Here is a 23,243-nt window from a genome sequence, read left to right as displayed (position 1 = left end):
CTTCAGGGGGTCGCACGTTCGTCGAGGATCATGTGCCCGCCATCGACGAGGATCTGCCTGGCACGCCTGCGCACCCGGCAGTCGTCGACGGTGCAGCACATGTGGATCTGCATCGCCTCGTGCGCTTGATCGGGTGACAGCGGACCGGGATCTACAGTGCAGTCGAAGAGGAACATCATGGTGGCTACCAGCGTTCTTCGCGGAAAGGCCGGGTGGGGATCCAATCCGGGTAAGCGTATCCAGGTTCGCGGCACCGCGTGAGCGGTACCGGGTTACCCGGAGTCGACGCTCAGCCGAAGAACGCCGCCGCTTCCTCGTGCCGGTCCGCCGGCACCAGCTTCAGCTGCTTGGTCGCCTCCGCCAGCGGCACCAGTTCGATCTGGGTGCCCTGCAGCGCCACCATCTGCCCGAACTGTCCGTCGTGCACTGCCTCTGTGGCGTGCACGCCGAACCGGGTCGCCAGCACCCGGTCGAACGCGGTCGGTTTGCCGCCGCGCTGCACGTGCCCGAGCACGGTGGTGCGCACCTCCTTGCCGATGCGGCGCTCGATCTCGACGCCCAGCTGGTGCGCGACTCCGGTGAAGCGCTCGTGGCCGTACTCGTCGACGCCGCCCTCGCGCAGGTGGAACGAACCCTCCGTCGGCTTGGCGCCCTCGGCCACCACGCAGATGAAATGCGAATCCCCGCGCTGGAAGCGGCGTTTGATCATGGTGCACACCTCGTCCACGTCGAAGGGCACCTCGGGGACCAGCGTGAGATGCGCTCCGGAGGCGATGCCGGAGTTCATCGCGATCCATCCGGCGTGCCGGCCCATCACCTCCACCAACATCACGCGCTGATGCGATTCGGCGGTGGTGTGCAGCCGGTCGATGGCGTCGGTGGCGATGGTGATCGCGGTGTCGTGACCGAACGTGGTGTCGGTGCAGTCGATGTCGTTGTCGATGGTCTTGGGCACGCCCACCACCGGGACGCCTTCGTCGGCGAGCCAGCTGGCGGCGGTGAGCGTGCCCTCGCCGCCGATCGGGATGAGGGCCTCGATGCCGTTGTCGTCGAGGGTCTGTTTGACCCGGCCGAGGCCGGCGCGCAACACGTCGGGATTGGTGCGCGCGGTGCCGAGCATGGTGCCGCCCTTGGTGAGCAGGCGGTCGGTGCGGTCGTCGTTCTGGATCTGGATCTTGCGATCCTCGAGTAGGCCGCGCCAACCGTCCTGAAAACCGACGATCGCGTCGCCGTAGCGGCCGTTCGCGGTGCGAACGACTGCCCGGATGACCGCGTTCAAGCCTGGGCAGTCCCCGCCTCCGGTCAAGACTCCGATGCGCATGCCCGCTATCTTGCCGGGCGCACCGCGGCAGCGCAGCCCCGGCCCCGTGAACCCTCGGTTACAGTGCTCAGCGCCCGGCGGGGCACTGCCCGGCGGGCAGCTCACCGAGATGCTTGCCGACCAGCGCGCCCAGCTTGTTCAGGATCTGCGTGCCGTCCTCGAATCCGCCCGAATTGGCTTGCGCCGCAAGGGCGATCGCCATCTGCCCGGACGACGTCGTCACCAGCCCGAACTGGCGGACCAGGTAGCTGCCGCTCGGGTCCGGACCCCAGCCGCCCTTGTACTCGGCGTTGTCCAGGCGACCGATGCCCCACTGCTGGCCCCACACCACCTTGCCCATCAGGCCGACAACGGTCTCGGCGTCGGGCAGGCAGGGGAGCCGGGAGGCGAATCGCACCTGGTCGGCCAGTGACCACTCGGCCTGCCCGAAGGCGGAGTACTCCGCGCGGCTGCGCGTCGAGGGCACCTCGGTGGTGGTGTCGCCGCCCTCGCGCAGCACCGCCTCCACGGCCTGCGCCGCCTTGTCCGGCGCGCCGAGCGACTGCCACAGGCCGTCGGCGGCGCTGTTGTCGGATTCGGTGATGGCCGCCGACATCTGATAGGTGCCGGTGTTGCCGTTGGTGCGCAGCACCGCCAGTGTCAGCGGCACTTTCATCGTCGACCAGGCCGGACCCGAGGTCCAGTCGCCCATGGACGTCATCCGCTCACCGCCCACCGGCATCAGGGCGATACCGGCGTGGCCGCCCAGCGCCGGCTGGAGGTCCTTGAAGTCGGCGGCCAGCGTGCCGGGCAGTGCCACCATCGCGCCGATGGTGGCGTTGGCGGGGCGCGTCGCCGTGGTGAGCGGGTCGGTATCGGTGGGGGAGGAGCAGGCGGCGGCGCCCAGGACCAGCGCGCCGCACAGCACCGCGGTCAGTCGTCGGCGAATTCCCCCGGCACGCGGTGATATTCGCCCGGTGCTTGTCGTCCCTGCACCGAAAATGCCTGGCAGTGGGCATTTTTCGGCCCGACCGGAACGGCCGTCCGGACGCCTGTGTGCTGCGTCCACCGGTTCACCTCCACCATCACGGGGCGGCCCGCCACCCGGACACCCGTCAGTCGAGGCATTGTGTGCTTTCCGGGCGCAGCGGTCAAATGCCGCAACTCACGGTGTCGCATATGCGACGGCGGACCCGCTCACTTCCGGCATTCGCCGCCGCCCAGTTCGCGGATGTGTTTGGCCAGCAAGGCGGCCATCTTGTCGAGCATCGCGGTGCCGTCCTCGAACGTGCCCGAATCCGGCTGTGCGGCAAAGGCCACTGCCAACTGCCCGGACCACGTGGGGACGAGGCCGAACTGGCGGACCAGGTACGCGCCGGTCTCGTCGTCAGGCCCCCAGCCGCCTTTGTACTCGGCGCCGACGAACGCGCCCAGGCCCCAGGACTGGCTCGAGGTGATCTCACCCATCAGGTCCACCACCCGCGCCGCCTGGTGCAGGCACGGCAGGCGGCTGGCGAAGCGGACCTGGTTGAGCAGCGTCCAGACGGTCGCGCCGAAGGCCAGCGGGTCGTCGACCGTCTCGCGCGCCTCCGGATTGTGCCGATCGGCGACATCGGTTGTGGTGTCCCCGGATTCGCGCAGTACGGCCTCCACCGCTTCGGCCGCTCGATCGCCGCCGCCGATGGCGTCCCACAGTTGCTGGGCCGCTTCGTTGTCCGACGCGGTGATCGCCGCCGACGCGGTGTCGAACAGGCCGTCCGGATCATTGCGCAATGCCGCCAGCGCCAGCGGGACCTTGATGGTCGACCAGGCGATGCCGGTGGTCCAATTGCCGAGGGTGATGACGCGGTCGCCGCCGACCGGCATCACGGCCAGTCCCATGGTGCCCGGCAATTCGGCCTGGAGCGCGGCGAATTCGTTGGCCAGCGAGTTCGGGACGGCGCGGTCGTCACCGATGCGATGCGGTGCGGGCTGCTGCGCCGCCTCGTTCACGGTCGGGGCCGCGATCACGACCGGCTCCTCGTCCACCGGGATCGGCGCACCGGCGTGCGCCGTGCACGCCGAGATCGTCGCTGTCGACACCGCCAGCAGCGCCCACCGAAACCCTTTGCGCCGGAAACACTTCACCTCAGTAGACATACACCACCGCGTTCTCGCCACCGGTACAGGTGATAACCCGGCCCGACGGTGAGCAGTTCATCGTGTACGACCGGCCGGTGACCGGACTGACCGCGACCACGGAGGTCGGTGTGCCGGAACCGGATTCCGCCTCCGCGGCGTAGGCCGCGCGGACCGCCTCGGCGAACGCGCACGACGTGACCGCCGTGCCCGTCGCCGATTTCGCGTATTTGCCCTGCGAGCGGGCGCCGCCCTGGCACTCGGTGGCGCCGGCGGGCACGGCCGCGGTGGTGGTCGTGGTGGACGTGCCGCTGCTCGGGGCGGTCTGCGGAGGCGGTTGGGAGACCGGGACATTCGAGTCGGCCGGGCCCGAGGCCACCGACGGGGCGGAACTGCCCGGCTTGCTCACGAACCGCCAGCCGACGGTCGCCGCCACCGCCGCGAAGGCCACGGCCAGCACGCAGAGCACGATCGGCAGGACGATGGAGCGCTTGCGGGAGCCGCCGTAGCCGTCGTCGTACTCGGGTGCGGCACGGTCGTAGTCGGGGTGGGGGCCGAAGGCGTAGTCGTATTCCTCGTACTCGTCGCCGTAGGCCTGGGGGTGCCGGTAGTCGTCGTCGGGGTGGCGGTAATTCGCGTCGGATCTGGTGTATGCGGAGTGTGCGTAGGCGTCGGGTTGGGGGTAGGTGCCGTCAGGGCGGGGGTGGTTGCCGCCGGGGTCTGAGTAGTCGTCGCCGGGTCCGGCGTAGTTGGCCTCGGTGGGGGCGTAGGGGTCGTCGGTGTATGCGTCGTTGCCGCGGGGGTAGGTGCTATCGGGGCCGGGGTAATCGGCATCGGTCCGGGTGTAGTCGTCCTCGGATCGTGGGTATGCGTCGTTGGATCCGGGGTAGGTGTCGTCGGGCCGGGTGTAGGCGTCGCTGGGTCGGGTGTATGCGTCGTCGCGTTCGGCGTATGGGTCGTTGCCGCGGGGGAAGGTGTCGTCAGTGCCGGGGTAGTCGGTCTCGGTCCTGGCGTAGTCGTCCTCGGGTCCGGCGTAGGTGCCGTCGGCCCGGGCGTAATGGTCGTCGGATCGAACGTAGTTGTCGTCGGGTCCGGCATGGGGGTCGTCGGGCCGGGCGTAGAGGTCGTCCGGTCCGGTGTGGTCGTCGCCGGGCCGGGCGTAGGTGTTGCCGGGTCCGGTGTGGGCGTCACCGGGCCGGGCGTAAGTGTTGTCGGATTCGGCGTGGGCCTCGTCGGGCTGGGCGTAGGTGTTGCCGGGTCCGGCGTAGGCGTTGCCGGGCTGGGAGTAAGTGTTGCCGGGTCCGGTGTGAGGGTCGATGCGCCGGGTGTAGTCGGGCTCGGGTCCGGCGTAGTCGTGGACGTAGTCGTCGGACTCGTGTAGTGGGTAGGCGCTCGCGGGCTCGATGTACTCGCCGCTGGGTTCGGGGTCGGCCGGCGCGGGGTGAGCGGATTTCCCCGCTAATGGGGTGAATTCGAACTCGCCCGGGCGCACCTGCGTCGGGTCCGTCGGGCGGATCACCGGGAGGTCGCCGGAGGTATCGCGATCCCGGTCCGGGTCGGCGGGCGGAATGATGCGCAGGGTCCCCGTGGTCGGGAACCCGGTGGCGGGGGAACGGCGTCCGGCATCCTCGCCCGGTTGCGAGCGGCGTTGTGTACCAGCGGTTTCGGGGCTCGCGGGACCGGCGGGACGCCGCTGCGGCAGACCCGTCGCAGATTCCTCCGCTCCGGTCCGCATGACGGTGGTGGGCTGCCCGGCCGGTGGCGAAGCCTCGCTGTCGGGAGTGATGGCCGGGCCGCGCGGCGGGAACCGGGCGGGAATGGTCGGACCCTCCGGCCCGAAGGGCTGGAACAAATTCGGTTCCCGAGCCGGTGTGGTGGGCTCCATTCCGGCTCCGCCCGTGGCGGTCCCGGCAGTGCGGTCGGCCGGGGTACCGGGGGCAGAGCTGGCGAAGTTTCCGGCAGTGCGGCTGGCCAGGTCTCCGGGAGCGAAGTTGGCCGGGTTTCCAGTAGTGCGGCTGGCTGGGTTTCCAGGAGCGGAGTTGGCCGGGTTTCCGAGAGCGGGGCTCGCCAGGTTTTCGGCAGTATGGCTGTCGGGGGTTCCGGCAGCGGGGTCGGCCGGACTGCCGGTAGTGGGGCCGGGCTGGTTTCCTGCGGCGGGGCCGCATGGGCTTTCGGCGTCGGCACGTGAGGGGGCTGGAGGTTCGGTTGGTGCCCGGTCGAGGCTGAATGGCCGGGGACGGTCGGTATTCTCCGGTGCTCGCGAGCCGGCGCGCGTCGGCGTGTCTTCGGCGTCGGGGCCGTGGCCGACCAGGTACCGGCCGCGCGGCGGGATCGGATCGGCGGGCGGGAACGGCTGTACTGCCTCGGATTCGGGGGGTGTAGGGTCGTAGTCATCGAAATCGCCTGCCACGGAGGCGAATTCGCCGGTGCTACGGGCGTAGCGGTCGGGCTCGTAGTCGTCCTCGACCTGGTGGCTTGTGTCCTCGGCGAACATGTCGGGGCCGTCGTAGACGGGGGTTGCGATGGTTCCGGTGTCGGCCGTATCGCGGCCGTAGCCCACCGACAGCCCGAATGCCGCGCGCGCGGCGCCCGCGAACTCGCCGGCGGTGGCGTAACGGCCGTCGGGTGCCTTGGCCATCGCGTGCGCGATCACCGCGTCCAACGCGGGCGGGACGTCCGAGCGTTGCAGACTGGGCCGCGGCGGCGGATCGGACAGGTGGGCGCGGATCAGGGCGCTCACATTCTTCGACGGGTACGGCGGTGCGCCCGTGAGGCATTCATGCAGCACGCAGGCCAGGGAGTAGACGTCGGCGCGGCCGGTGACCGGACCGACGTCGAATCGTTCCGGCGCCATGTACGTATAGGTCCCGGCCGCGGTGCCGACCAGCGTGACGCTGCTGTCGCCCTCGCTGCGGGAGATGCCGAAATCGGCCAGGTACGCGAAATCCGCTGCGGTGACCAGGATATTGGCGGGTTTGACATCGCGGTGCACCACACCCGCGACATGCGCGGCGTCGAGGGCCGCCGCGACCTGCTCGACCAACGCGACGGCGCGGTCCGGGTCCATCGGGCTGTGCCGGCGCAGCAGCGTGCGCAGATTGTCGCCGCGCACCAGCCGCATGTCGATGTAGAGAATGCCGTTGATCTCGCCCCAGTTGTGAATCGGGATGACGTGCGGCTCCGCCAATCCGGCCGTGGCCTGTGATGCGCGGCGAAACCGGGCCTGGTACGCCGGATCCTCCGCCAGTGCCCCCGGCAGCAGCTTCAGCGCGACGACCCGGTCCTTGTTGGTGTCATAGGCCTCGTAGACCTCGCCCATGCCGCCTCTGCCCAGCAGCGAGCGCAGCTCGTACGGGCCGAATCTGTCGCCGGCCCGCGACCGCGGTGCGTCCACCGGTGCAACCTCCACATCCTGGGCAGGGTGCGAAACCCGTGCCCGGTGTGTCACCGGGGTTGTGCCTGCCCCTCAGACTGCCGATTCTCCGGGTGCGACCACGCCGTGGTCAAACGCGTACACGATCGCCGCGGCCCGATCCCTTAACCCGAGCTTCCCGAAAATGTGCCCTACGTGGCTCTTTACCGTCACCTCCGAGATGCCGAGCTCGTCGGCGATTTCGGAGTTGACACGCCCGCGGCCGATCAGCCGGAGCACCTCGAACTCGCGGGCGGTCAGTTCGGCGAGCCGGTTCTGTGCCTTCGACGGGGTGGGGCGCACCGACCGATACGCCGAGAGCACGCGTCCGGTGACCGACGGGTCGAGCCACGAACCGCCCGCGGCGACGGTGCGGACCGCGCGGATGAGATCCTCGGCGGGAGAGTCCTTGAGCAGGAACCCGGCCGCGCCTGCACGCAGTGCGCCCGACAGCAGTTGGTCGTCGTCGAAGGTGGTCAGCACCAGCACCGGGGGCGCTCCTTCGCGAGCGCGGAGCAGGCGGGTGGCGTCGATACCGCCGACTCGTTTCATCCGCAGATCCATCAGCACCACGTCGGGGCGCTGTGCGGTTACCGCTGAAGGCACCTCGTCGCCGTCGGAGCATTCGGTGACGGCGAAGCCGTCGCGGCGGCGCAGGATGCGGCGCAGTCCGCCGCGCACCAGTTCCTGATCGTCGACCACGAGGACCGTGATGGTGCCGGCCTCCGCCTCCACCGCGCTGCCCGCGGTATCCGCTCCCGATGTCACGTGCCCTCCTGCGTTTTCCTGGTTATCGAAACGAAGGCATCGCGCACGACCCGCAGCGGATCCTCCACGCCGGTGACCACGCAACTGCTCGCCGACTTGCCGGCGCCGAGCGGGATGTGCGCGCGTACCTGCCAGGAATTGCCGTCGTGCGGGCCGGAGGTCAGTGTGCCGCCCAGCAGGGTGGCCCGCTGGCGCATACCGGAGATGCCCATGCCGCCGCCGCGGTGCACGGTCCAGCCGGGCAGGGTGTTGGTCACCGTGGCCGTCACGTCCGCCTCGGTCACCTCGATGCGGAGAACGACCTCCGCGCCGGGCGCGTGTTTCGCGACATTGGCCAATGACTCCTGGCTGATCCGGTACAGCGCTAGGCCCGTGGTCGCCGAGACCGCGGTGGTGTCGCCGGTGATCGCGCAGTCGACAGGAAGGCCCGCGCGCACGAAATCCGTTACCAGACCGTCGATGTCGTCGAGCCCTGGTTCCGGGGTGCTGCTGGACGGGCGCTGATCGAGCAGGCCGACCGTGCGGCGGATATCGGACATGGCCTGGCGGCCGAGGCGTTCGGCGTCGGTGAGCGCGTCCACCGCCTCGTCCACGTCGCGGTCGGTCTGCAGGGCGTGGCGGGCGGCGGTCAGGTGCAGCATGGTGACACTGAGCGAGTGCGCGATCACGTCGTGCACCTCCCGGGCGATGCGGCGGCGCTCCTCGTCGGCCGCGCGGATCGCGCGAATTTCCTGATTCTCCCGCTCCTGATAGAGGAATCGGCGCTGAAACTGCAGCATCAGCCCGACCATCCAGCCCAGCACGATGCCGACCAGATACATCGGCAGCCCGCCCTCCACGGTGCCCATAGCGGCGAAGGCGAGTAGTTGGAGCAGGGCGGCGATGGTGGCCGCGATGCTGATCTTCTTCGGGGCGATGGCCGCGACCTCGCCCACCACCACCGTCAGTACTAAGGGCGCACAGTCGGGAGATACCGGCTGGGCCAGGAAGATCGCCGCGGCCGTCATGGCCGAACCGGCCAGCACGACGGGGTGCGGCTCCAGATCGAACAGGAAGATGATCGGGTAGCACAGCATCAGGATCGCCACCGCGACGAACGGCAGTGTCGTGGCGAAATAGTCGTGGCGCAGCGCGGCCGCGGCGATCGCGGTGATGATCATCGCGCCGTCGGCGGTGTAGACCACCGAGGCCGGGTAGTCGTAGCTGCTGTCCTCGATCTTGCGGCGGACCGAATTCACCGGGTCGTGCAGGAATTCGCGGAACCGGGCGCTGATCCGGCCGGGCAGCCGCGACTGCGGTGCGGTACCGGTCGGCCCGGTCTCGCTCTGCGCGGTGGCGTCGGTCACAGCCATCCTGCAAGGCTAACTGCCCGCCCGGGGCCGCGGCATCGTGCCGTGAACGCACCGGTTCTCCTACCACGGTAGGAGTGGAAGTCTCGTCCGCGGCACGACGAATGCGCGGCCCGGTCGCCGTAGCGTGAAAGGCACCGTGCCCGGTGGTGAGCGGCGGGCACACGTACAGAGGAGGTGGGTGCGATGACGTGGAAGGATCTGCACGCTCGTACCGAAATCCTGCACGAGGTACTCGCCCGCGCGGCCGCGGACCCGGCCACCCCAGGCCTGTTCTACGACCTTCCCGACTGCGACCGGCTCTTCGGCGGACCCGCCGGCGTGCTGGCCGCGCTGCAGTACCAGTGGGACAACCACATGCGCGCAAAGCTGGATCAGGCCCAGGTGGTGGGGCAGTCTGCCGCCGAGGCATACCTCGAGCTGGCTGCCGAGCAGCCCGTGCTCCGGGCCGTGCTGGACGCCCAGGACGCCCGCCGCTGGCGGGAGTCGCGGGCACTGGCCTCCTGATCCGGCACCGACAGCCAGCAGCATGCCGGCGCGAGTAGTACAGCGCCGCAGAACGACAGAGAGGCGACCGCCGTGTTGGAACTGACCGATGTCACCAAGGAATACCTCGTCGGAAAGCAGCAGGTGCGTGCGCTGGACGGCGTGAGCCTGCGCATCGAGGCGGGGGAGTTCACCGCGATCATCGGCCCGTCCGGATCCGGCAAGAGCACCCTGTTGCACCTGCTGGGCGCGCTGGATACGCCGAGTTCGGGGTCGATTCTGTTCCGCGGCGAGGAAATCGGCTCGCTGGACGACAACCGCCAGTCCGAATTCCGGCGGCACCGGGTCGGTTTCGTGTTCCAGTTCTTCAACCTGCTGCCGACGATGTCGGCCTGGGAGAATGTCGCGATCCCGAAACTGCTGGACGGCACCGGATTACGCCGCGCCAAGCCACGCGCGCTGGAGCTGTTGAATATGGTCGGCCTCGGTGATCGCGCCGACCACCGCCCGGCCGAGCTGTCCGGCGGCCAGATGCAGCGCGTCGCCGTGGCCCGCGCGCTGATCATGGACCCGCCGTTGATCCTGGCCGACGAGCCCACGGGCAATCTCGATTCCAAGACCGGCGCGGCAATTCTCGAACTCCTCGGCGAGATCACGGGCACCGGTAATTCGGTCGTCATGGTCACCCACGACATGGGTGCCGTGCAGTACTGCGACCGGGTGATCACCCTGCGCGACGGCCGAATCGGCTCGAACGACAAGGTCGAGCGCGGGCACGCGAGCGTCGCCGAGATCGAGAAGGCGGTGCGCGCGTGATCGGTGCGGGCTGGGATCGGCTGCGGCTGTTCAACATCGGCGAACTACTCATCCACCGCGGCCGCACCCTCATGTCGATGGCGGTGATGGCGGTGTCGGCCGCGCTGCTGGTCGCCGTACTGAGCATCGCCGGCTCGGTCACCGGATCAGTGGAGAAGCTCACCCACGCCCTCGGCGGCAAAGCGCAACTGGAGATCTCCGGCATCACCGAATCCGGCTTCGATCAGCAACTGCTGCCGCAGCTCCGGGCGGTGCCCGGCGTCGAGGCCGCCGTCCCGATGCTGCGCACCCGAGTGGGCACCCACGGCGATCGGACGCTGCTGGTCGGCGCCGACGCGAGTGTGGCATCGCTGGGCAGCGACCTGGACGGCCCGATGCGCGCGGACGCGGCGAAGCTGCTGTCGGTGCCCAACGGTGTGCTCGTCGGCGCTGCCCTCGGGCATGCCGAAGGCGAACGATTCCAACTCGGATCGTCCACCGTCACGGTCGCGGGCGTGCTCGACGAGGCCGCCTCGAAAGATCTCAACGGCGGGCATATCGTCGTCGCCACCCTGCCGCTGGCGCAGCAACTGGTGCACCGCACCGGCATGCTGGATTCCGTCCAGATCGTCCCGAAGCCGGATACCGATGTCGCACAACTGCGTTCGGACCTGACCGCGGTCGTGAACGGGCGAGCGGTGGTGGCGGATCCGAGCCTGCGGACGGCGCAGGCCGGTGGCGCGATCCAACTGGTGCGCTACTCGACCACGATGGCCTCGGCCGCCGCGTTGATCGTCTCGGGATTCCTCATCTACAACGCGATGAGTATGGCCGTGGCGCAACGGCGTCCGATGCTCTCGCTGCTGCGCGCCATCGGCGGTCGGCGCGGGCCCATGGTGCGCGACCTGATCGCCGAGGCCGCCCTGCTGGGTGTGGTGGGCGGCGCCATCGGGGCGGTGATCGGAATGTTCGCGGGGCGCACCGCGATCGACAAGATCCCGTCGGCGATGGTGGCCGCGGTGGAGTCGCGCACCGAGTACATGGTGCCGTGGTACGCGATTCCGATCGCGGTCGCCGCCTGCGTCATCGCGAGCGTGGCGGCGGCCTCGATCGCCGCCCGCCAGATCTACAAGGTGGAGCCGATCGAGGCGCTGGCGCCGGTGGGGGTGTCGAAGGCCGACCTGGTGCCTCCGCTGCTGCGGTGGCTGGCCGGGTTTACCGGTGTGGCCATGCTCGTGGCGGCGGTGTTCGTCGCGGAGGCGAAGCTGGGCAGGTTGTCCCTGGCGGCGATCTCCCTGTCGATCGCGGGGGCGGTGGGGCTGTGCTTCGCGGCGTCCGGGCCGATCATCCGGATGGCCGCGGGGATCGCGCGATTGTTCGGTGCCCCGGGCGCTCTGGGCGCGACGACCGTCGAGCGTGCTCCGCGCCGAGTCTGGGCGACCACGATGACGGTCATGATCGGCGTCACCGCGACGGTCGCGATGGGCGGCGCATCTCGCAACCTGGTCGATTCGGCGGCCGCGTCGTTCCAGGACCTCGCCGACCGCGACGCCTATGTGAGCCCGTCGGCGCTGGCCGAATTCCCCACCGGCCCACTGCTTCCGATCGACCTGCGGGATCGGATCCGCGCGGTGCCCGGCGTGGCGAATGTCGGCTCCGCCCAGATGGCGTTCGCCACGCTCGGTCGCGACCGGGTGATGCTGCAGGCCTACGAGAACGGTGTGCGCTCCTCCCTGATCGGCGGCCTGGACCCGGCCGTGCCGAAGCAGATGGCGTCCGGTGAGGGCGTGGTGCTGTCGCGAGATGTCGCCAAATCACTGGGCGTCGAACAGGGGTCGACGCTGGACATGCCGACTCCCACCGGCATCCACAACGTCCGGGTGCTGCAGGTCATCCCGTACTTCTCGGCCGTCTCCGGCATCGTGCTGCTGGACATCGACATCATGCGGCAGTGGTACGAGCGGCCCGGCGAGACGATCCTCGGCGTCGATTTCACACCGGGCGCCGACGAGGCCGTGGTGCTGGCCGCGCTACGTCAGGTCGCCGGACCGGACATCGCCGTCGACACGGGGCAGGAGGCGGTGGCCGCGGTATCCCAAGGCGTGCAACAGGGTACGTCGCTGTCCGGCTCGATTCTCTGGATCGTGGTCCTGGTATCCACCGCCGCGCTGCTCAATACATTGATGCTGTCGGTGCTGGAACGCCGCCGCGAACTCGGCGTGCTGCGCGCGATGGGCACCAGCCGCCGCTTCCTGCTGCGCACGGTGATCACCGAGGCCGTCGGCATCGGAGTGGCAGGTGCCGCAATCGGATTGGTCACGGGCGCTGCCGTGCAGTATCTCGCCACCCTCGCGATGGGTCAGGCCATGACCATCGACGTGGTCTACCGGCCGAGCCCGATCCTGTTCGTCTACGGTGCCGCCGCGCTGATCCTGGCTCTGCTGGGCGCCATCCCACCGGCCCTCCGCGCGGCCCGGATGCCGATCGTCGAGGCCATTGCCGCCGACTGATCGGGAAGAGGAGGGGAACCCTCACCCGGCTCGGGCGGGTGAGGGTCACCGGGGCCGCCTTACTTAGACTGAGGGACATGACTGCACCCACGGTGGACTTGATGGACTATGCCGACGTCGTCGACCGGTACGAGCCGGTGCTGGGCATGGAGGTCCACGTCGAACTGGGCACCGAGACCAAGATGTTCTGCGGGTGCCCGACGGCCTTCGGCGCCGAGCCGAACACCCAGGTGTGCCCGGTGTGCCTGGGCCTGCCGGGCTCGCTGCCGGTGGTGAACCAGAAGGCCGTCGAGTCGGCCATCCGCATCGGCTTGGCGCTCAACTGCTCGATCACCCCGTGGGGCAGGTTCGCGCGCAAGAACTACTTCTACCCCGACCAGCCGAAGAACTATCAGATCAGCCAGTACGACGAGCCGATCGCCACCAACGGCCACCTCGAGGTGCCCCTCGACGACGGCACCACCTTCCGTGTGGAGATCGAGCGCGCCCACATGGAGGAGGACACCGGCAAGTCGGTGCACGTGGGCGGCGCCACCGGCCGCATCCACGGCGCCAGCCACTCGCTGCTGGACTACAACCGCGCCGGCGTGCCACTGATCGAGATCGTCACCAAGCCGATCACCGGCGCCGGCGACCGCGCGCCCGAGGTGGCCCGCGCCTACGTCACCGCGCTGCGGGATCTGCTGAAGTCGCTCGGAGTGTCGGACGTGAAGATGGAGCAGGGCTCGCTGCGCTGCGACGCCAACGTGTCGCTGATGCCCAAGGGCGCCACCGTCTTCGGCACCCGCACCGAGACCAAGAACGTCAACTCGCTGCGCAGCGTCGAGGTGGCGGTGCGCTACGAGATGCGCCGCCAGGCCGCGGTGCTCGCCTCCGGCGGCACAGTGATCCAGGAGACCAGGCACTTCCACGAGACCGACGGCAGCACCTCCCCGGGCCGCGTCAAGGAAACCGCCGAGGACTACCGCTACTTCCCGGAGCCCGACCTCGAGCCCGTCGCGCCGGATGCCGCCTGGGTGGACGAGCTGCGCGGCACCATCCCGGAGTACCCGTGGCTGCGCCGGGCCCGCATCCAGGCCGACTGGGGTCTGTCGGACGAGGTCTTCCGCGACCTGATCAATGCCGGTGCGCTCGATCTGATCATCGCCACCGTCGATGCCGGCACCTCCGTCGATGCCGCTCGTTCCTGGTGGGTGAACACCCTGACCGAGCGGGCCAAGGAGCGCGAGGTCACCCTGGAGGAGCTGCCGATCACCCCGAAGCAGGTCGCCGAGGTGGTGGCGCTGGTGGACGCCAAGACCATCAACAGCAAGGTCGCCCGTCAGGTCGTCGACTTCGTGCTGGCAGGTGAGGGCGAGCCGGGCCAGATCGTCGAGGCCAAGGGCCTGGGCATGGTCTCCGACGACTCGGCCCTGCAGGCGGAGGTGGACAAGGCCCTCGCCGCCAACCCCGACATCGCCGACAAGATCCGCTCCGGCAAGGTGCAGGCCGCCGGCAAGATCGTCGGCGACGTCATGAAGGCCACCCGCGGTCAGGCCGACGCCGCCCGCGTCCGCGAACTGGTACTCACCGCCTGCGGCGCGGCCTGACGCCCGTCACCGCGGACCGGCCGATCCGAACTCACCACAGGATCGGCCAGGTCCCGCCGTCCGTCGGTGCTTCGTCCTTGACGACCAGCATCGCCGCCGCCACGGCCGTCCCACCCATGCGAAGCGACTCGGCCACGGTGGCGGCGCGCGTCCGGGTTTCCGGGGCCAGGGCGATCTCGAATGCGGCCGAGAGCGATTCGGGAGCCGGAGCCGATCCCGGACCGAACGCCGCGCCGATGCGCAGCTCGGCCACCCGGCGGGCCCAGTACGGTTGATCGGCCAACTGCGGTATCACTACCTGCGGAGTTCCGGCGCGCGCCGCAGCCGTCGTGGTGCCCGCACCGCCGTGATGCACGACGGCCGCCACCCGATCGAACAGCGCTTGGTGATTCACATCGCCGATGGTGAGGCAGTCCTCCCGCGCGCCGGTCGGCGCCGGCTCGGCCCAGCCGTGGGACACGACCACCCGGCGGCCCTGCGCCCGGATGGCCTCGACCGTGGCCTGCGTGATGTCCGAGGCGGCCATCGGCATGCTGCCGAAACCCACGTACACCGGTGGTGCGCCGGCGTCCAGGAACGCCGCCAGATCGGCGGGCAGCGGGCGTGCGTCCGGCAGGATCCACGCACCGGTCTGCGCCACGTCGAGGTCGGCCGGTTCCTGCCACGGATCCAGCACCGGGTCCGTCGCGAGCCACGGCCGGTCGGTGAAGGTGTGGTCGCGGATATCGTGCAGCGGTGGCAGACCGCCCGCGGCCCGCTGGGTATTGAGGGCCGGCCCGAATAGCGCGTCGATGTTGCGGGCGTCCAGGTCCCACAGCTCGCGGTTGCCGGTCTCCGGTGGGAACCGCCAGCCCGGATAGGGCGGCGGGCGATGCGGCGAGGGCAAGGTCAATTGCTGAAAACTGGCGTATACGTAGCGAATTCCCAGTTTCTCGGCCACGGAGTGCGCCCCGGCCGCGGCCGGGAACTGCCCGGCCGCTACCAGCACATCGCACCCCTCGGCCGCCGCGGCGACGGTATCGAACTGCGCCGCGATCAACTCCGCCGCACGGTCGAGCAGTTCCTCCGTCGACTGTGTGCCTCCCGCCAGCATCCGACGGACCGACGGGCCGACCGGGATCATCGGTACCCCGACCTCCGCCACCCGTTCCTCGAAGTCCGGCGGTGCGCACAGCCGCACCTCGACGCCGAGGTCCCGTAACCGGATCGCCAACGCCACCATCGGCTCGACGTCCCCGCGCGACCCGTACGTCGACAACACCACACGCACTTGGCAACTCCCGTTTCGATCGGCCCGGCTCCGGCCAAAGGCTATGCGCCGAGAAGGTACTTGCGCCCGGATACCGGCCCAGACATGGGGAGCCGCGACTCAGTCCGGCGTGCCGCCGCCGGCGCCCGACGGCGAGATGACGACCACGCGGTCGTCGGTCGGGGTGGGCTGACCGCCGACCTTGTTGGCGGTGCTGGCCCAGATCAGCCCGTTCGGGCCGGGCGCGGCGTCGTTGAGGCGGCCCCATTTGTCCTGGTACATCAGCGCCGGAGCGGACGTGATGGCGTGTGAGTCCTTCTCCACCTTGGCCATTGCCAGACCCTTCGCATCGGACATGGCGACGGCCACGAAGTCGTCGCCTGCGACGCAGCCCGCCACGCCGGGGTGGTCCGGCCAGTTCCAGGCCGTGGTGATGGCGCCGTTCGGGTCCAGGCGCTGCAGGCGGTCGGCGACGGCGGTGCGGTCGGTGAACCAGATGTTGCCCTCGATGTCGGGGCATACCCCGCCGGCGGTCCCGATCCCGGAGGCCAGCACGTCGGGTGCGCTGCTGCCGGGGGCGGGGTTGGTGAGTCGCAGCAGTTTCCCGGCCAGCGAGCCCTGATCGGCCGCGGCGCCCGGGTTGCCCGCGTCGCCGGTCAGCACCAGCATCTTGTCCGCCGCGATGAATTCGATCGAACCGCGATTTCCGCTGTCGCTCTTGGGAATTCCGGTGAGGATCGGCTTGGCGGTCCCGTCCGCGCCGATGCGCACCACCCGGTTGTCGCTGCCGGTGGTGACGTAGGCGTAGATCAGCTTGTCCTGGCCGTACGTGGGCGACAGGGCGATGTCGAGCAGGCCGCCGTCGCCGGATGCGTCGACATCCACCTGTGCCATCTGCTTCATGTAGTACGGCCACGGGCCGGGATCCTGGGTGTCGATCATGAAGATCTTGCCGGTGGCGCGCTCGGCGACGACGCCCGTGGTGCCGTCCGGCATGGCGAGCACGCCCGTGGAGTCGTTGACACAACTGGCGACGACGCTCGGGTCGGGATCCTCACACGGCCCCGGCGGTCGCTTCTTGGTGCTCGGCGGTTGCGGAGTGGTCGGCTCGACGCCTTCGGGCCGAATGGTCGGTGCGGGGGTGAACGGGTCGGACGCGGATTCGTCGAAGCGCGCACAGCCGGCCAGCAGACCGGCGGTGACGGCCAGGCTCAGCGCGACACGGCCGGCGACAACCACACTCATGGCTCAGACGTTACGGAAATACCCCGGCGGGCGCTCGCACCGGGGGTTGGCGCGCGCGAGCGCCGTGGGACACGCCGAGATCGGACAGCGCGCAGACTGCCCGCCCGTCATACTCTGACCCCGTGACCGACAAGCCGAACCAGACACCGGAGTCGAACGAGCCGCCGGAGAAGTCAGCTCAGGAGACGACCAGTCACGCGGCCACCAGCCCCTTCGACAATCCGACCGGTGAATTCCCGCCGGTCCGGCCGGAGCCGGGCAAGCAGGTGCCACACACCGACGACGAACTGGGCCTCGACCCCGAGGTCCCGGCCGCCGGTGCGGCAGGCCCCGCCGGTGTGGGAGGTCCCGGCGAAGCGGACGCGCCCACCTACGCGTTCGCCACGATCCCGCCCGCCCCGGCCGCCACGGCGGAGAACGGTCGCAAGCGCCGCCGCGACACGCGCCGCGGCACACAGGATCTGGGCCTGCTCGGACTGCGCCTGGTCATCGGCCTGACCTTCCTCTACCACGGCACGCAGAAGCTGGCGGGCTGGTTCCACGGCCCGGGTCTGGACGGCACCCGGCAGATGCTGGAGCAGGGCGGCTGGAAGCACATCGAACTGTCGACCGCGATGCTCACCATCTCCGAGGTCGGCGGCGGCGCGCTGGTGGTGCTGGGTCTGGCCACCCCGCTGGCGGCGGGTGCGCTGTTCGCCTCGATCGCCGACGCGTGGCTGTGGAAGCAGGGCATGGCGCCCGGATTCCAGTACAAGACCACCGAATTGGAGGCGATCCTCGCCGGCCTGGCCGCGGTCCTGATCCTCACCGGCCCCGGCCGCCTCTCCTTCGACCGCAACCGCGGCTGGTCCACCCGCCCGGCCTGGGGCTCCTTCGTGGTCCTCGTCCTCGCGATCGCCGCGGCCATCGGCGGCTGGCTGGTCCTGCACGGCGGCAACCCCTTCGTCGGCACCATCGACTGACGCCCCTGCATTCCCGGCAAAAGCACGCCGGGAATGCAGAGAATGAGCCGTGCGGGCGCAGGGCTGGCCGTGTGGCAGGGAATGTGCGGGGCGTTTACGGCACTCGGCGGACAGCGCCCTTGTCGGCCGAGGTCGCCAGCGCCGCGTATGCCCGGAGCGCGGCGGTGACGGTCCGGTCGCGGTTGGCGGGCTGCCAAGGCCGTTCGGACGCTTCCATTTTCGCGCGCCGCTCGGCGAGAACCTCGTCGGGAACCAGCAATTCGAGCGCGCGGGTATGCACGTCGACGCGGATGCGGTCGCCGTTCTCGATCAGGCCGATGGCGCCGCCGCTGGCCGCCTCGGGGGAGATGTGGCCGATCGACAGGCCCGACGTACCGCCGGAGAAACGGCCGTCGGTGATCAGCGCGCAGTGCTTGCCCAGGCCCAGACCCTTCAGGAACGAGGTGGGGTGCAGCATCTCCTGCATGCCCGGCCCGCCGGACGGGCCCTCGTAACGCACGACGACCACGTCGCCCGGCTTGATCTGCTTGCCGAGGATCGCCGACACCGCCTCCTCCTGCGACTCGACCACCACGGCCGGGCCCTCGAAGGTGAACAGGTCCTCGTCGATACCGGCGGTCTTGAGGATCGCGCCGTCCGGTGCGATATTGCCCCGCAGCACACACAGCCCGCCCTCGACCGTGTACGCGTGCTCGAGATCGCGGATGCAGCCCCCGGCGGCGTCGGTGTCCAGCGACGACCACCGGTTGTCCGTGGAGAACGGCTCGGTGGTGCGCACCCCGCCCGGCGCGGCGTGGAACAGTTCGAGGGCTTCCTCGGAAGCCTTGCCCGAGCGGATATCCCACGTGTCGAGCCACTCCTCGAGGGTCGCGGAGTGCACGGTGGTGACGTCGGTCTCCAACAGACCCGCCCGCCGCAACTCACCGAGGATGGCCGGGATGCCACCGGCGCGGTGCACGTCCTCCATGTGGTAGTCGGAGTTGGGCGAGACCTTCGACAGGCACGGCACCCGGCGGCTGATCTCGTCGATGGTGTCGAGGGTGAAGTCGATCTCGCCCTCCTGCGCGGCGGCGAGCGTGTGCAGCACCGTGTTGGTGGAGCCGCCCATCGCCACGTCCAGCGCCATCGCGTTGCGGAAGGCCTTCTCGTCGGCCACGTTTCGCGGCAGCACCGACTCGTCGTCGTCGCGGTAGTACCGGGTGGCGATGTCGACGATGGTGGTGCCCGCTCGCTCGAACAGCGCCCGGCGCGCGGCGTGCGTGGCGAGGGTGGAGCCATTGCCCGGCAGCGCCAGGCCCAGCGCCTCGGTGAGGCAGTTCATCGAGTTGGCGGTGAACATGCCCGAACACGAACCGCAGGTCGGGCAGGCGCTGCGCTCGACCTCGGACAGGCCGTCGTCGGTGACATCGGTGGAGGCGCTGGCGGAGATGGCGGTGATCAGGTCGGTCGGTGCCTGCGCGACGCCGCCGACCACCACGGCCTTGCCGGCCTCCATCGGCCCGCCGGAGACGAACACGGCCGGGATATTGAGCCGCATCGCCGCGTTCAGCATGCCCGGAGTGATCTTGTCGCAGTTGGAGATACACACCAGTGCGTCGGCGGTGTGCGCGTTGACCATGTACTCCACCGAGTCGGAGATGATCTCGCGGCTGGGCAGCGAGTACAGCATGCCGCCGTGGCCCATCGCGATGCCGTCGTCCACGGCGATGGTGTGGAACTCGCGCGGCACCCCGCCCGCGGCGCGTACCGCGTCCGCCACGATCTCGCCGACGTCTTTCAGATGCACATGGCCCGGCACGAACTGGGTGTAGGAGTTCGCGATGGCGACGATCGGCTTGCCGAAGTCGGAATCGGTGAGGCCGGTGGCCCGCCAGAGCGCGCGAGCGCCCGCGGCGTTGCGTCCGAAGGTGGTGGTGCGTGAGCGAAGCGGTGGCATGGGTATGGGTCCTAGGTCGTCGGGTGTGGGCCGCCTACCGTCGTCGGGGGAGGGCGTCTCCTCGCTGTCGGCGAGGTCGGGCCACTCGTTCCCGAGTCGGCGCTCGTTCCGGTGATGCCGGAACCGGGTCGCCCAGGCTGGTCGGCGACTGTGCCGAGGATCTCGGCGGCTATCTCACGGTACTCCCGAGTGACGGGGGCAGAGCGATTACCTCGGCTCGGATCCCGCGTCCGAGTCGGGAGCCTCAGGTTCCGTGGGCTCGGTCTCCGGCTGTGCGAACGGATCCGGAATGCGGCCGTTCGACGCCGCGACCAGCAGTCGCAACCGGTCATAGCTCACCGCGGGCAGCGCGACCTCGGAACCGTCGGACAGGTGCGCGCGCACGAATCCGCGCTTCGGCAGGCGCAGGCCCTGGATCTGTGACCAGTCCAGATGCCGGGAACCGAACACCGTCCGCAGGTCCAGCCCGGCGTTCGAGACGGTGGTCCGGGACCGCTCGATCCACAGCGAGACCGCGGCCGGGATCAGAAACAGCACCCACAGCACCGCGGGCCACCCGAAGAAAGGGAACGCTACGCAGAACAGGAGGATGAGTACCCCGATATGACCGAGCCGGGGAATTCTGATCACCCGACCCGTATCCGCTCCGCTCTCGGCGGTATGCGACGATCGAGCAGGTGGCACGGACTGATGCGGCGACGACACACCCCCATCCTCGCATCACGGTAGACAGACAGACGAAACCGCCCCGTCTCACATAATGGGACACCACATGTCAAGGAATTTGACTCATCGGCTCTCGCACGCATACCGTCGTGCGCGTGAATCGAATCGAGCTTCTCGTAATCGGCCGGCGCGTCCAGCGCTGAGCCTGACCACGTCAAGCTCGCAGCTGCGACGCGCCACCCTCGATCAGCTTCGGCTGTCGGGGGCTTTTTTATGTTCAGGCAAGTTCTGTGACCAGAACGACAAGCAGTAAGGAAAAAGACGGTGAGCGCACCTACCGCACGGCCCGGGCCCTCGGCTCGCAGGCCCGCGCCTTCGGCCAACCAGCCGACACCGGCGGCATCCGGAACCCGCCGCCAGGTCCCGCCCGAGAAGGTGACCGGCGCGCAGTCGGTCGTCCGGTCCCTCGAGGAACTCGGTGTCGACACCATCTTCGGCATTCCGGGCGGTGCGGTACTCCCGGTCTACGATCCGCTGTTCGATTCCACCAAGGTGCGTCACGTTCTCGTCCGGCACGAGCAGGGCGCCGGCCACGCCGCCACCGGCTACGCGCAGGCGACCGGCAAGGTCGGTGTGTGCATGGCCACGTCCGGTCCGGGCGCCACCAACCTGGTCACCCCGATCGCCGACGCGCAGATGGATTCGGTGCCGCTGGTGGCCATCACCGGCCAGGTCGCGCGCTCGCTCATCGGCACCGACGGTTTCCAGGAGGCCGACATCTCCGGCATCACCATGCCGGTCACCAAGCACAACTTCCTGGTCAACGAGGCGATCGACATCCCGCGCACCATCGCCGAGGCCTTCCACCTGGCCTCCACGGGCCGCCCCGGCGCGGTGCTGGTCGACATCCCGAAGGACGTGCTGCAGGCGCAGACCACCTTCAGTTGGCCGCCGGAGATGCGGCTGCCCGGCTACCGTCCGGTGACCAAGCCGCACGGCAAGCAGGTCCGCGAGGCGGCCCGGATGATCATGGACGCGAAGTCGCCGGTGCTCTACGTCGGCGGTGGCGTGATCAAGGCCGACGCCTCCAAGGAACTGCTGGAACTGGCCGAGCTGACCGGCATCCCGGTGGTCACCACCCTGATGGCGCGCGGCGCCTTCCCCGACAGCCACCAGCTCAACATGGGCATGCCCGGTATGCACGGCACCGTGGGAGCCGTTGCGGCACTGCAGAAGTCGGACCTGCTGATCACCCTCGGCGCGCGGTTCGACGACCGCGTCACCGGCCGGCTGGACTCGTTCGCCCCGAACGCCAAGGTGATCCACGCCGACATCGACCCCGCCGAGATCGGCAAGAACCGGCACGCCGACGTCCCGATCGTGGGCGACTGCCGCGAGGTGATCGGCGAGCTGATCGAGACCCTGAAGGCCGACCCGGCCGCCAAAGGCGTTCCGCTGCTACAGCTTTCGGAGTGGTGGAGCTACCTCGACGGCGTCCGCAAGCAGTACCCGCTGGGCTGGACCCCGCCGAGTGACGGCTCGCTGTCGCCCGAATTCGTCATCGAGAAGCTGGGTGAGCTGGCCGGTCCCGACGCGATCTACGTCGCGGGCGTGGGCCAGCATCAGATGTGGGCCGCGCAGTTCATCAAGTACGAAAAGCCGCGCACCTGGCTGAATTCCGGTGGTCTGGGCACCATGGGCTATGCCGTCCCGGCGGCCATGGGCGCCAAGATGGGCGCGCCGGACAAGGAGGTCTGGGCGGTCGACGGTGACGGCTGCTTCCAGATGACCAACCAGGAGCTGGCCACCTGCGCGGTCGAGGGCGTGCCGATCAAGGTCGCGCTGATCAACAACGGCAACCTCGGCATGGTCCGGCAGTGGCAGACCCTGTTCTACGAGAAGCGCTACTCCAACACCGACCTGGGCACTCACACCCTGCGCATCCCCGACTTCGTGAAACTCGCGGAAGCCTTGGGCTGCCACGGAATTCGGGTGGAGAAGGAAGAGGACGTCGAGGCTGCCATCCGCGAGGCGCAGTCCATCAACGACCGGCCCGTGGTGATCGACTTCATCGTCGGCAAGGACGCTCAGGTGTGGCCGATGGTCGCCGCCGGCACCTCCAACGACGAGATCATGGCCGCCCGCGGCATCCGCCCGCTGTTCGACGAGGACGAGACCGTCGCCGAACCCGCGGTCATCCACGAGGCCATGTCGCACGAGAAGGCCACGCTCAACGCCCACGAGCGCGCCACCCAGAAGGGGACCGAACAATGAGTACGACCCACACCCTGAGCGTGCTCGTGGAGGACAAGCCGGGCGTCCTGGCCCGCGTGGCGAGCCTGTTCTCCCGGCGCGGGTTCAACATCGAATCGCTCGCCGTCGGTGGCACCGAGCTCAAGGACATCTCGCGGATGACCATCGTGGTGACGGTCGAGGACCTGCCGCTGGAACAGGTGACCAAGCAGCTGAACAAGCTGGTCAACGTCATCAAGATCGTGGAGCAGGACGCCGAGAATTCGGTGGCCCGCGAACTCATCCTGGTGAAGGTGCGTGCCGACGCCAGCGTGCGCACCCAGGTGATCGAGGCGGTCGGCCTGTTCCGGGCGAAGGTGATCGACGTGTCGCCCGACGCCCTTACCGTCGAGGCGACCGGTACCCGGTCCAAGCTCGACGCGCTGTTACGAATGCTGGAGCCGTACGGGATTCGCGAGATCGTGCAATCGGGTGTGGTGGCCGTGGGACGCGGACCCAAGTCGATCACCGCGACTCGTTAGAGTTGTCCGGATCGACCGGGCAAATGTTCAGCTCGTGGATCCGAACTTTGATACCGCGCGCCCGCGGGCGCGCTGACCGAATGC

18 protein-coding genes are annotated in these 23,243 nt (G+C 69.4%); 7 read left to right on the top strand and 11 right to left on the bottom strand.

Translation table 11 applies throughout. The features are described 5' to 3' along the window. Nucleotides 1-2: 2 nt before the first annotated feature. The 7 genes from ACFMRZ_RS12770 to ACFMRZ_RS12740 form a co-directional block, all read right to left on the bottom strand. Nucleotides 3-224, bottom strand: a complete 222-nt coding sequence (locus tag ACFMRZ_RS12770) for a hypothetical protein (RefSeq protein ID WP_400179314.1) — start codon at nucleotides 222-224, stop codon at nucleotides 3-5. 65 nt (nucleotides 225-289) lie between these two features. Then, nucleotides 290-1,321, bottom strand: a complete 1,032-nt coding sequence (locus tag ACFMRZ_RS12765; RefSeq protein ID WP_280275609.1) for an ATP-dependent 6-phosphofructokinase — start codon at nucleotides 1,319-1,321, stop codon at nucleotides 290-292. A gap of 67 nt (nucleotides 1,322-1,388) precedes the next feature. Then, complete coding sequence (locus ACFMRZ_RS12760) at nucleotides 1,389-2,228, bottom strand: hypothetical protein (protein WP_400179313.1); 840 nt, start codon at nucleotides 2,226-2,228, stop codon at nucleotides 1,389-1,391. A 269-nt stretch (nucleotides 2,229-2,497) separates the two neighbouring features. Beyond that, complete coding sequence (locus tag ACFMRZ_RS12755; protein WP_400179312.1) at nucleotides 2,498-3,439, bottom strand: hypothetical protein; 942 nt, start codon at nucleotides 3,437-3,439, stop codon at nucleotides 2,498-2,500. Then, nucleotides 3,429-6,812, bottom strand: a complete 3,384-nt coding sequence (locus ACFMRZ_RS12750) for a protein kinase (protein WP_400179311.1) — start codon at nucleotides 6,810-6,812, stop codon at nucleotides 3,429-3,431. The genes ACFMRZ_RS12755 and ACFMRZ_RS12750 overlap by 11 nt, the downstream gene beginning before the upstream one ends. 72 nt (nucleotides 6,813-6,884) lie before the next feature. After that, nucleotides 6,885-7,598, bottom strand: coding sequence for a response regulator transcription factor (locus ACFMRZ_RS12745; RefSeq protein ID WP_280271537.1), 714 nt, complete (start codon nucleotides 7,596-7,598; stop codon nucleotides 6,885-6,887). After that, nucleotides 7,595-8,950, bottom strand: a complete 1,356-nt coding sequence (locus ACFMRZ_RS12740) for a sensor histidine kinase (RefSeq protein WP_400179310.1) — start codon at nucleotides 8,948-8,950, stop codon at nucleotides 7,595-7,597. The genes ACFMRZ_RS12745 and ACFMRZ_RS12740 overlap by 4 nt, the downstream gene beginning before the upstream one ends. 183 nt (nucleotides 8,951-9,133) lie before the next feature. Between ACFMRZ_RS12740 and ACFMRZ_RS12735 the strand changes: the two genes are divergently transcribed. From ACFMRZ_RS12735 to gatB, 4 genes are all read left to right on the top strand, one after another. Beyond that, the gene (locus ACFMRZ_RS12735; protein ID WP_400179309.1) at nucleotides 9,134-9,454 is read left to right on the top strand and encodes a hypothetical protein; all 321 of its coding nucleotides are present in this window, start codon (nucleotides 9,134-9,136) and stop codon (nucleotides 9,452-9,454) included. A gap of 72 nt (nucleotides 9,455-9,526) precedes the next feature. After that, nucleotides 9,527-10,249, top strand: a complete 723-nt coding sequence (locus tag ACFMRZ_RS12730; protein WP_400179308.1) for an ABC transporter ATP-binding protein — start codon at nucleotides 9,527-9,529, stop codon at nucleotides 10,247-10,249. Further along, nucleotides 10,246-12,738 (top strand): FtsX-like permease family protein, encoded by a 2,493-nt coding sequence (locus ACFMRZ_RS12725; protein ID WP_400179307.1) that lies wholly within the window; start codon nucleotides 10,246-10,248, stop codon nucleotides 12,736-12,738. Before ACFMRZ_RS12730 ends, ACFMRZ_RS12725 begins: the two co-directional genes overlap by 4 nt. Before the next feature lie 77 nt (nucleotides 12,739-12,815). After that, on the top strand, nucleotides 12,816-14,327 hold the full coding sequence (gene gatB, locus ACFMRZ_RS12720; protein ID WP_280271542.1) for an Asp-tRNA(Asn)/Glu-tRNA(Gln) amidotransferase subunit GatB: 1,512 nt from the start codon (nucleotides 12,816-12,818) through the stop codon (nucleotides 14,325-14,327). Nucleotides 14,328-14,358: 31 nt separating this feature from the next. Here gatB and ACFMRZ_RS12715 read toward each other — a convergent pair whose 3' ends face one another. Next, nucleotides 14,359-15,597, bottom strand: a complete 1,239-nt coding sequence (locus ACFMRZ_RS12715; RefSeq protein WP_400179306.1) for a glycosyltransferase — start codon at nucleotides 15,595-15,597, stop codon at nucleotides 14,359-14,361. 99 nt (nucleotides 15,598-15,696) lie between these two features. Next, a complete protein-coding gene (locus ACFMRZ_RS12710; RefSeq protein ID WP_400179305.1) occupies nucleotides 15,697-16,821 on the bottom strand; it encodes a PQQ-dependent sugar dehydrogenase in 1,125 nt (374 codons plus the stop codon). Nucleotides 16,822-16,943: 122 nt separating this feature from the next. Here ACFMRZ_RS12710 and ACFMRZ_RS12705 point away from each other — a divergent pair, with 122 nt between their 5' ends. Further along, nucleotides 16,944-17,783, top strand: coding sequence for a DoxX family protein (locus ACFMRZ_RS12705; protein ID WP_400179304.1), 840 nt, complete (start codon nucleotides 16,944-16,946; stop codon nucleotides 17,781-17,783). A 94-nt stretch (nucleotides 17,784-17,877) separates the two neighbouring features. Here the strand turns inward: ACFMRZ_RS12705 and ilvD are convergent, their stop codons facing one another. Then, entirely contained in the window at nucleotides 17,878-19,719 is a 1,842-nt protein-coding gene (ilvD, locus tag ACFMRZ_RS12700; RefSeq protein WP_400179303.1) for a dihydroxy-acid dehydratase, read from the bottom strand. 207 nt (nucleotides 19,720-19,926) lie between these two features. After that, on the bottom strand, nucleotides 19,927-20,349 hold the full coding sequence (locus tag ACFMRZ_RS12695) for a PH domain-containing protein (RefSeq protein WP_400179302.1): 423 nt from the start codon (nucleotides 20,347-20,349) through the stop codon (nucleotides 19,927-19,929). A gap of 360 nt (nucleotides 20,350-20,709) precedes the next feature. Between ACFMRZ_RS12695 and ACFMRZ_RS12690 the strand changes: the two genes are divergently transcribed. Together ACFMRZ_RS12690 and ilvN are read left to right on the top strand one after the other, a co-directional pair. Continuing rightward, entirely contained in the window at nucleotides 20,710-22,659 is a 1,950-nt protein-coding gene (locus tag ACFMRZ_RS12690) for an acetolactate synthase large subunit (RefSeq protein ID WP_280271548.1), read from the top strand. Continuing rightward, nucleotides 22,656-23,159: an acetolactate synthase small subunit gene (ilvN, locus tag ACFMRZ_RS12685; RefSeq protein ID WP_280271549.1), complete on the top strand. Its 504-nt coding sequence runs from the start codon at nucleotides 22,656-22,658 to the stop codon at nucleotides 23,157-23,159. Before ACFMRZ_RS12690 ends, ilvN begins: the two co-directional genes overlap by 4 nt. Nucleotides 23,160-23,243 lie beyond the last annotated feature (84 nt).

This window comes from Nocardia sp. N2S4-5 (assembly GCF_044628355.1).
GTDB lineage: Bacteria > Actinomycetota > Actinomycetes > Mycobacteriales > Mycobacteriaceae > Nocardia > Nocardia wallacei_B.
The sequence above is the reverse complement of the archived record's forward strand: the minus strand, read 5'-3'. Positions and strand labels throughout refer to the sequence as shown.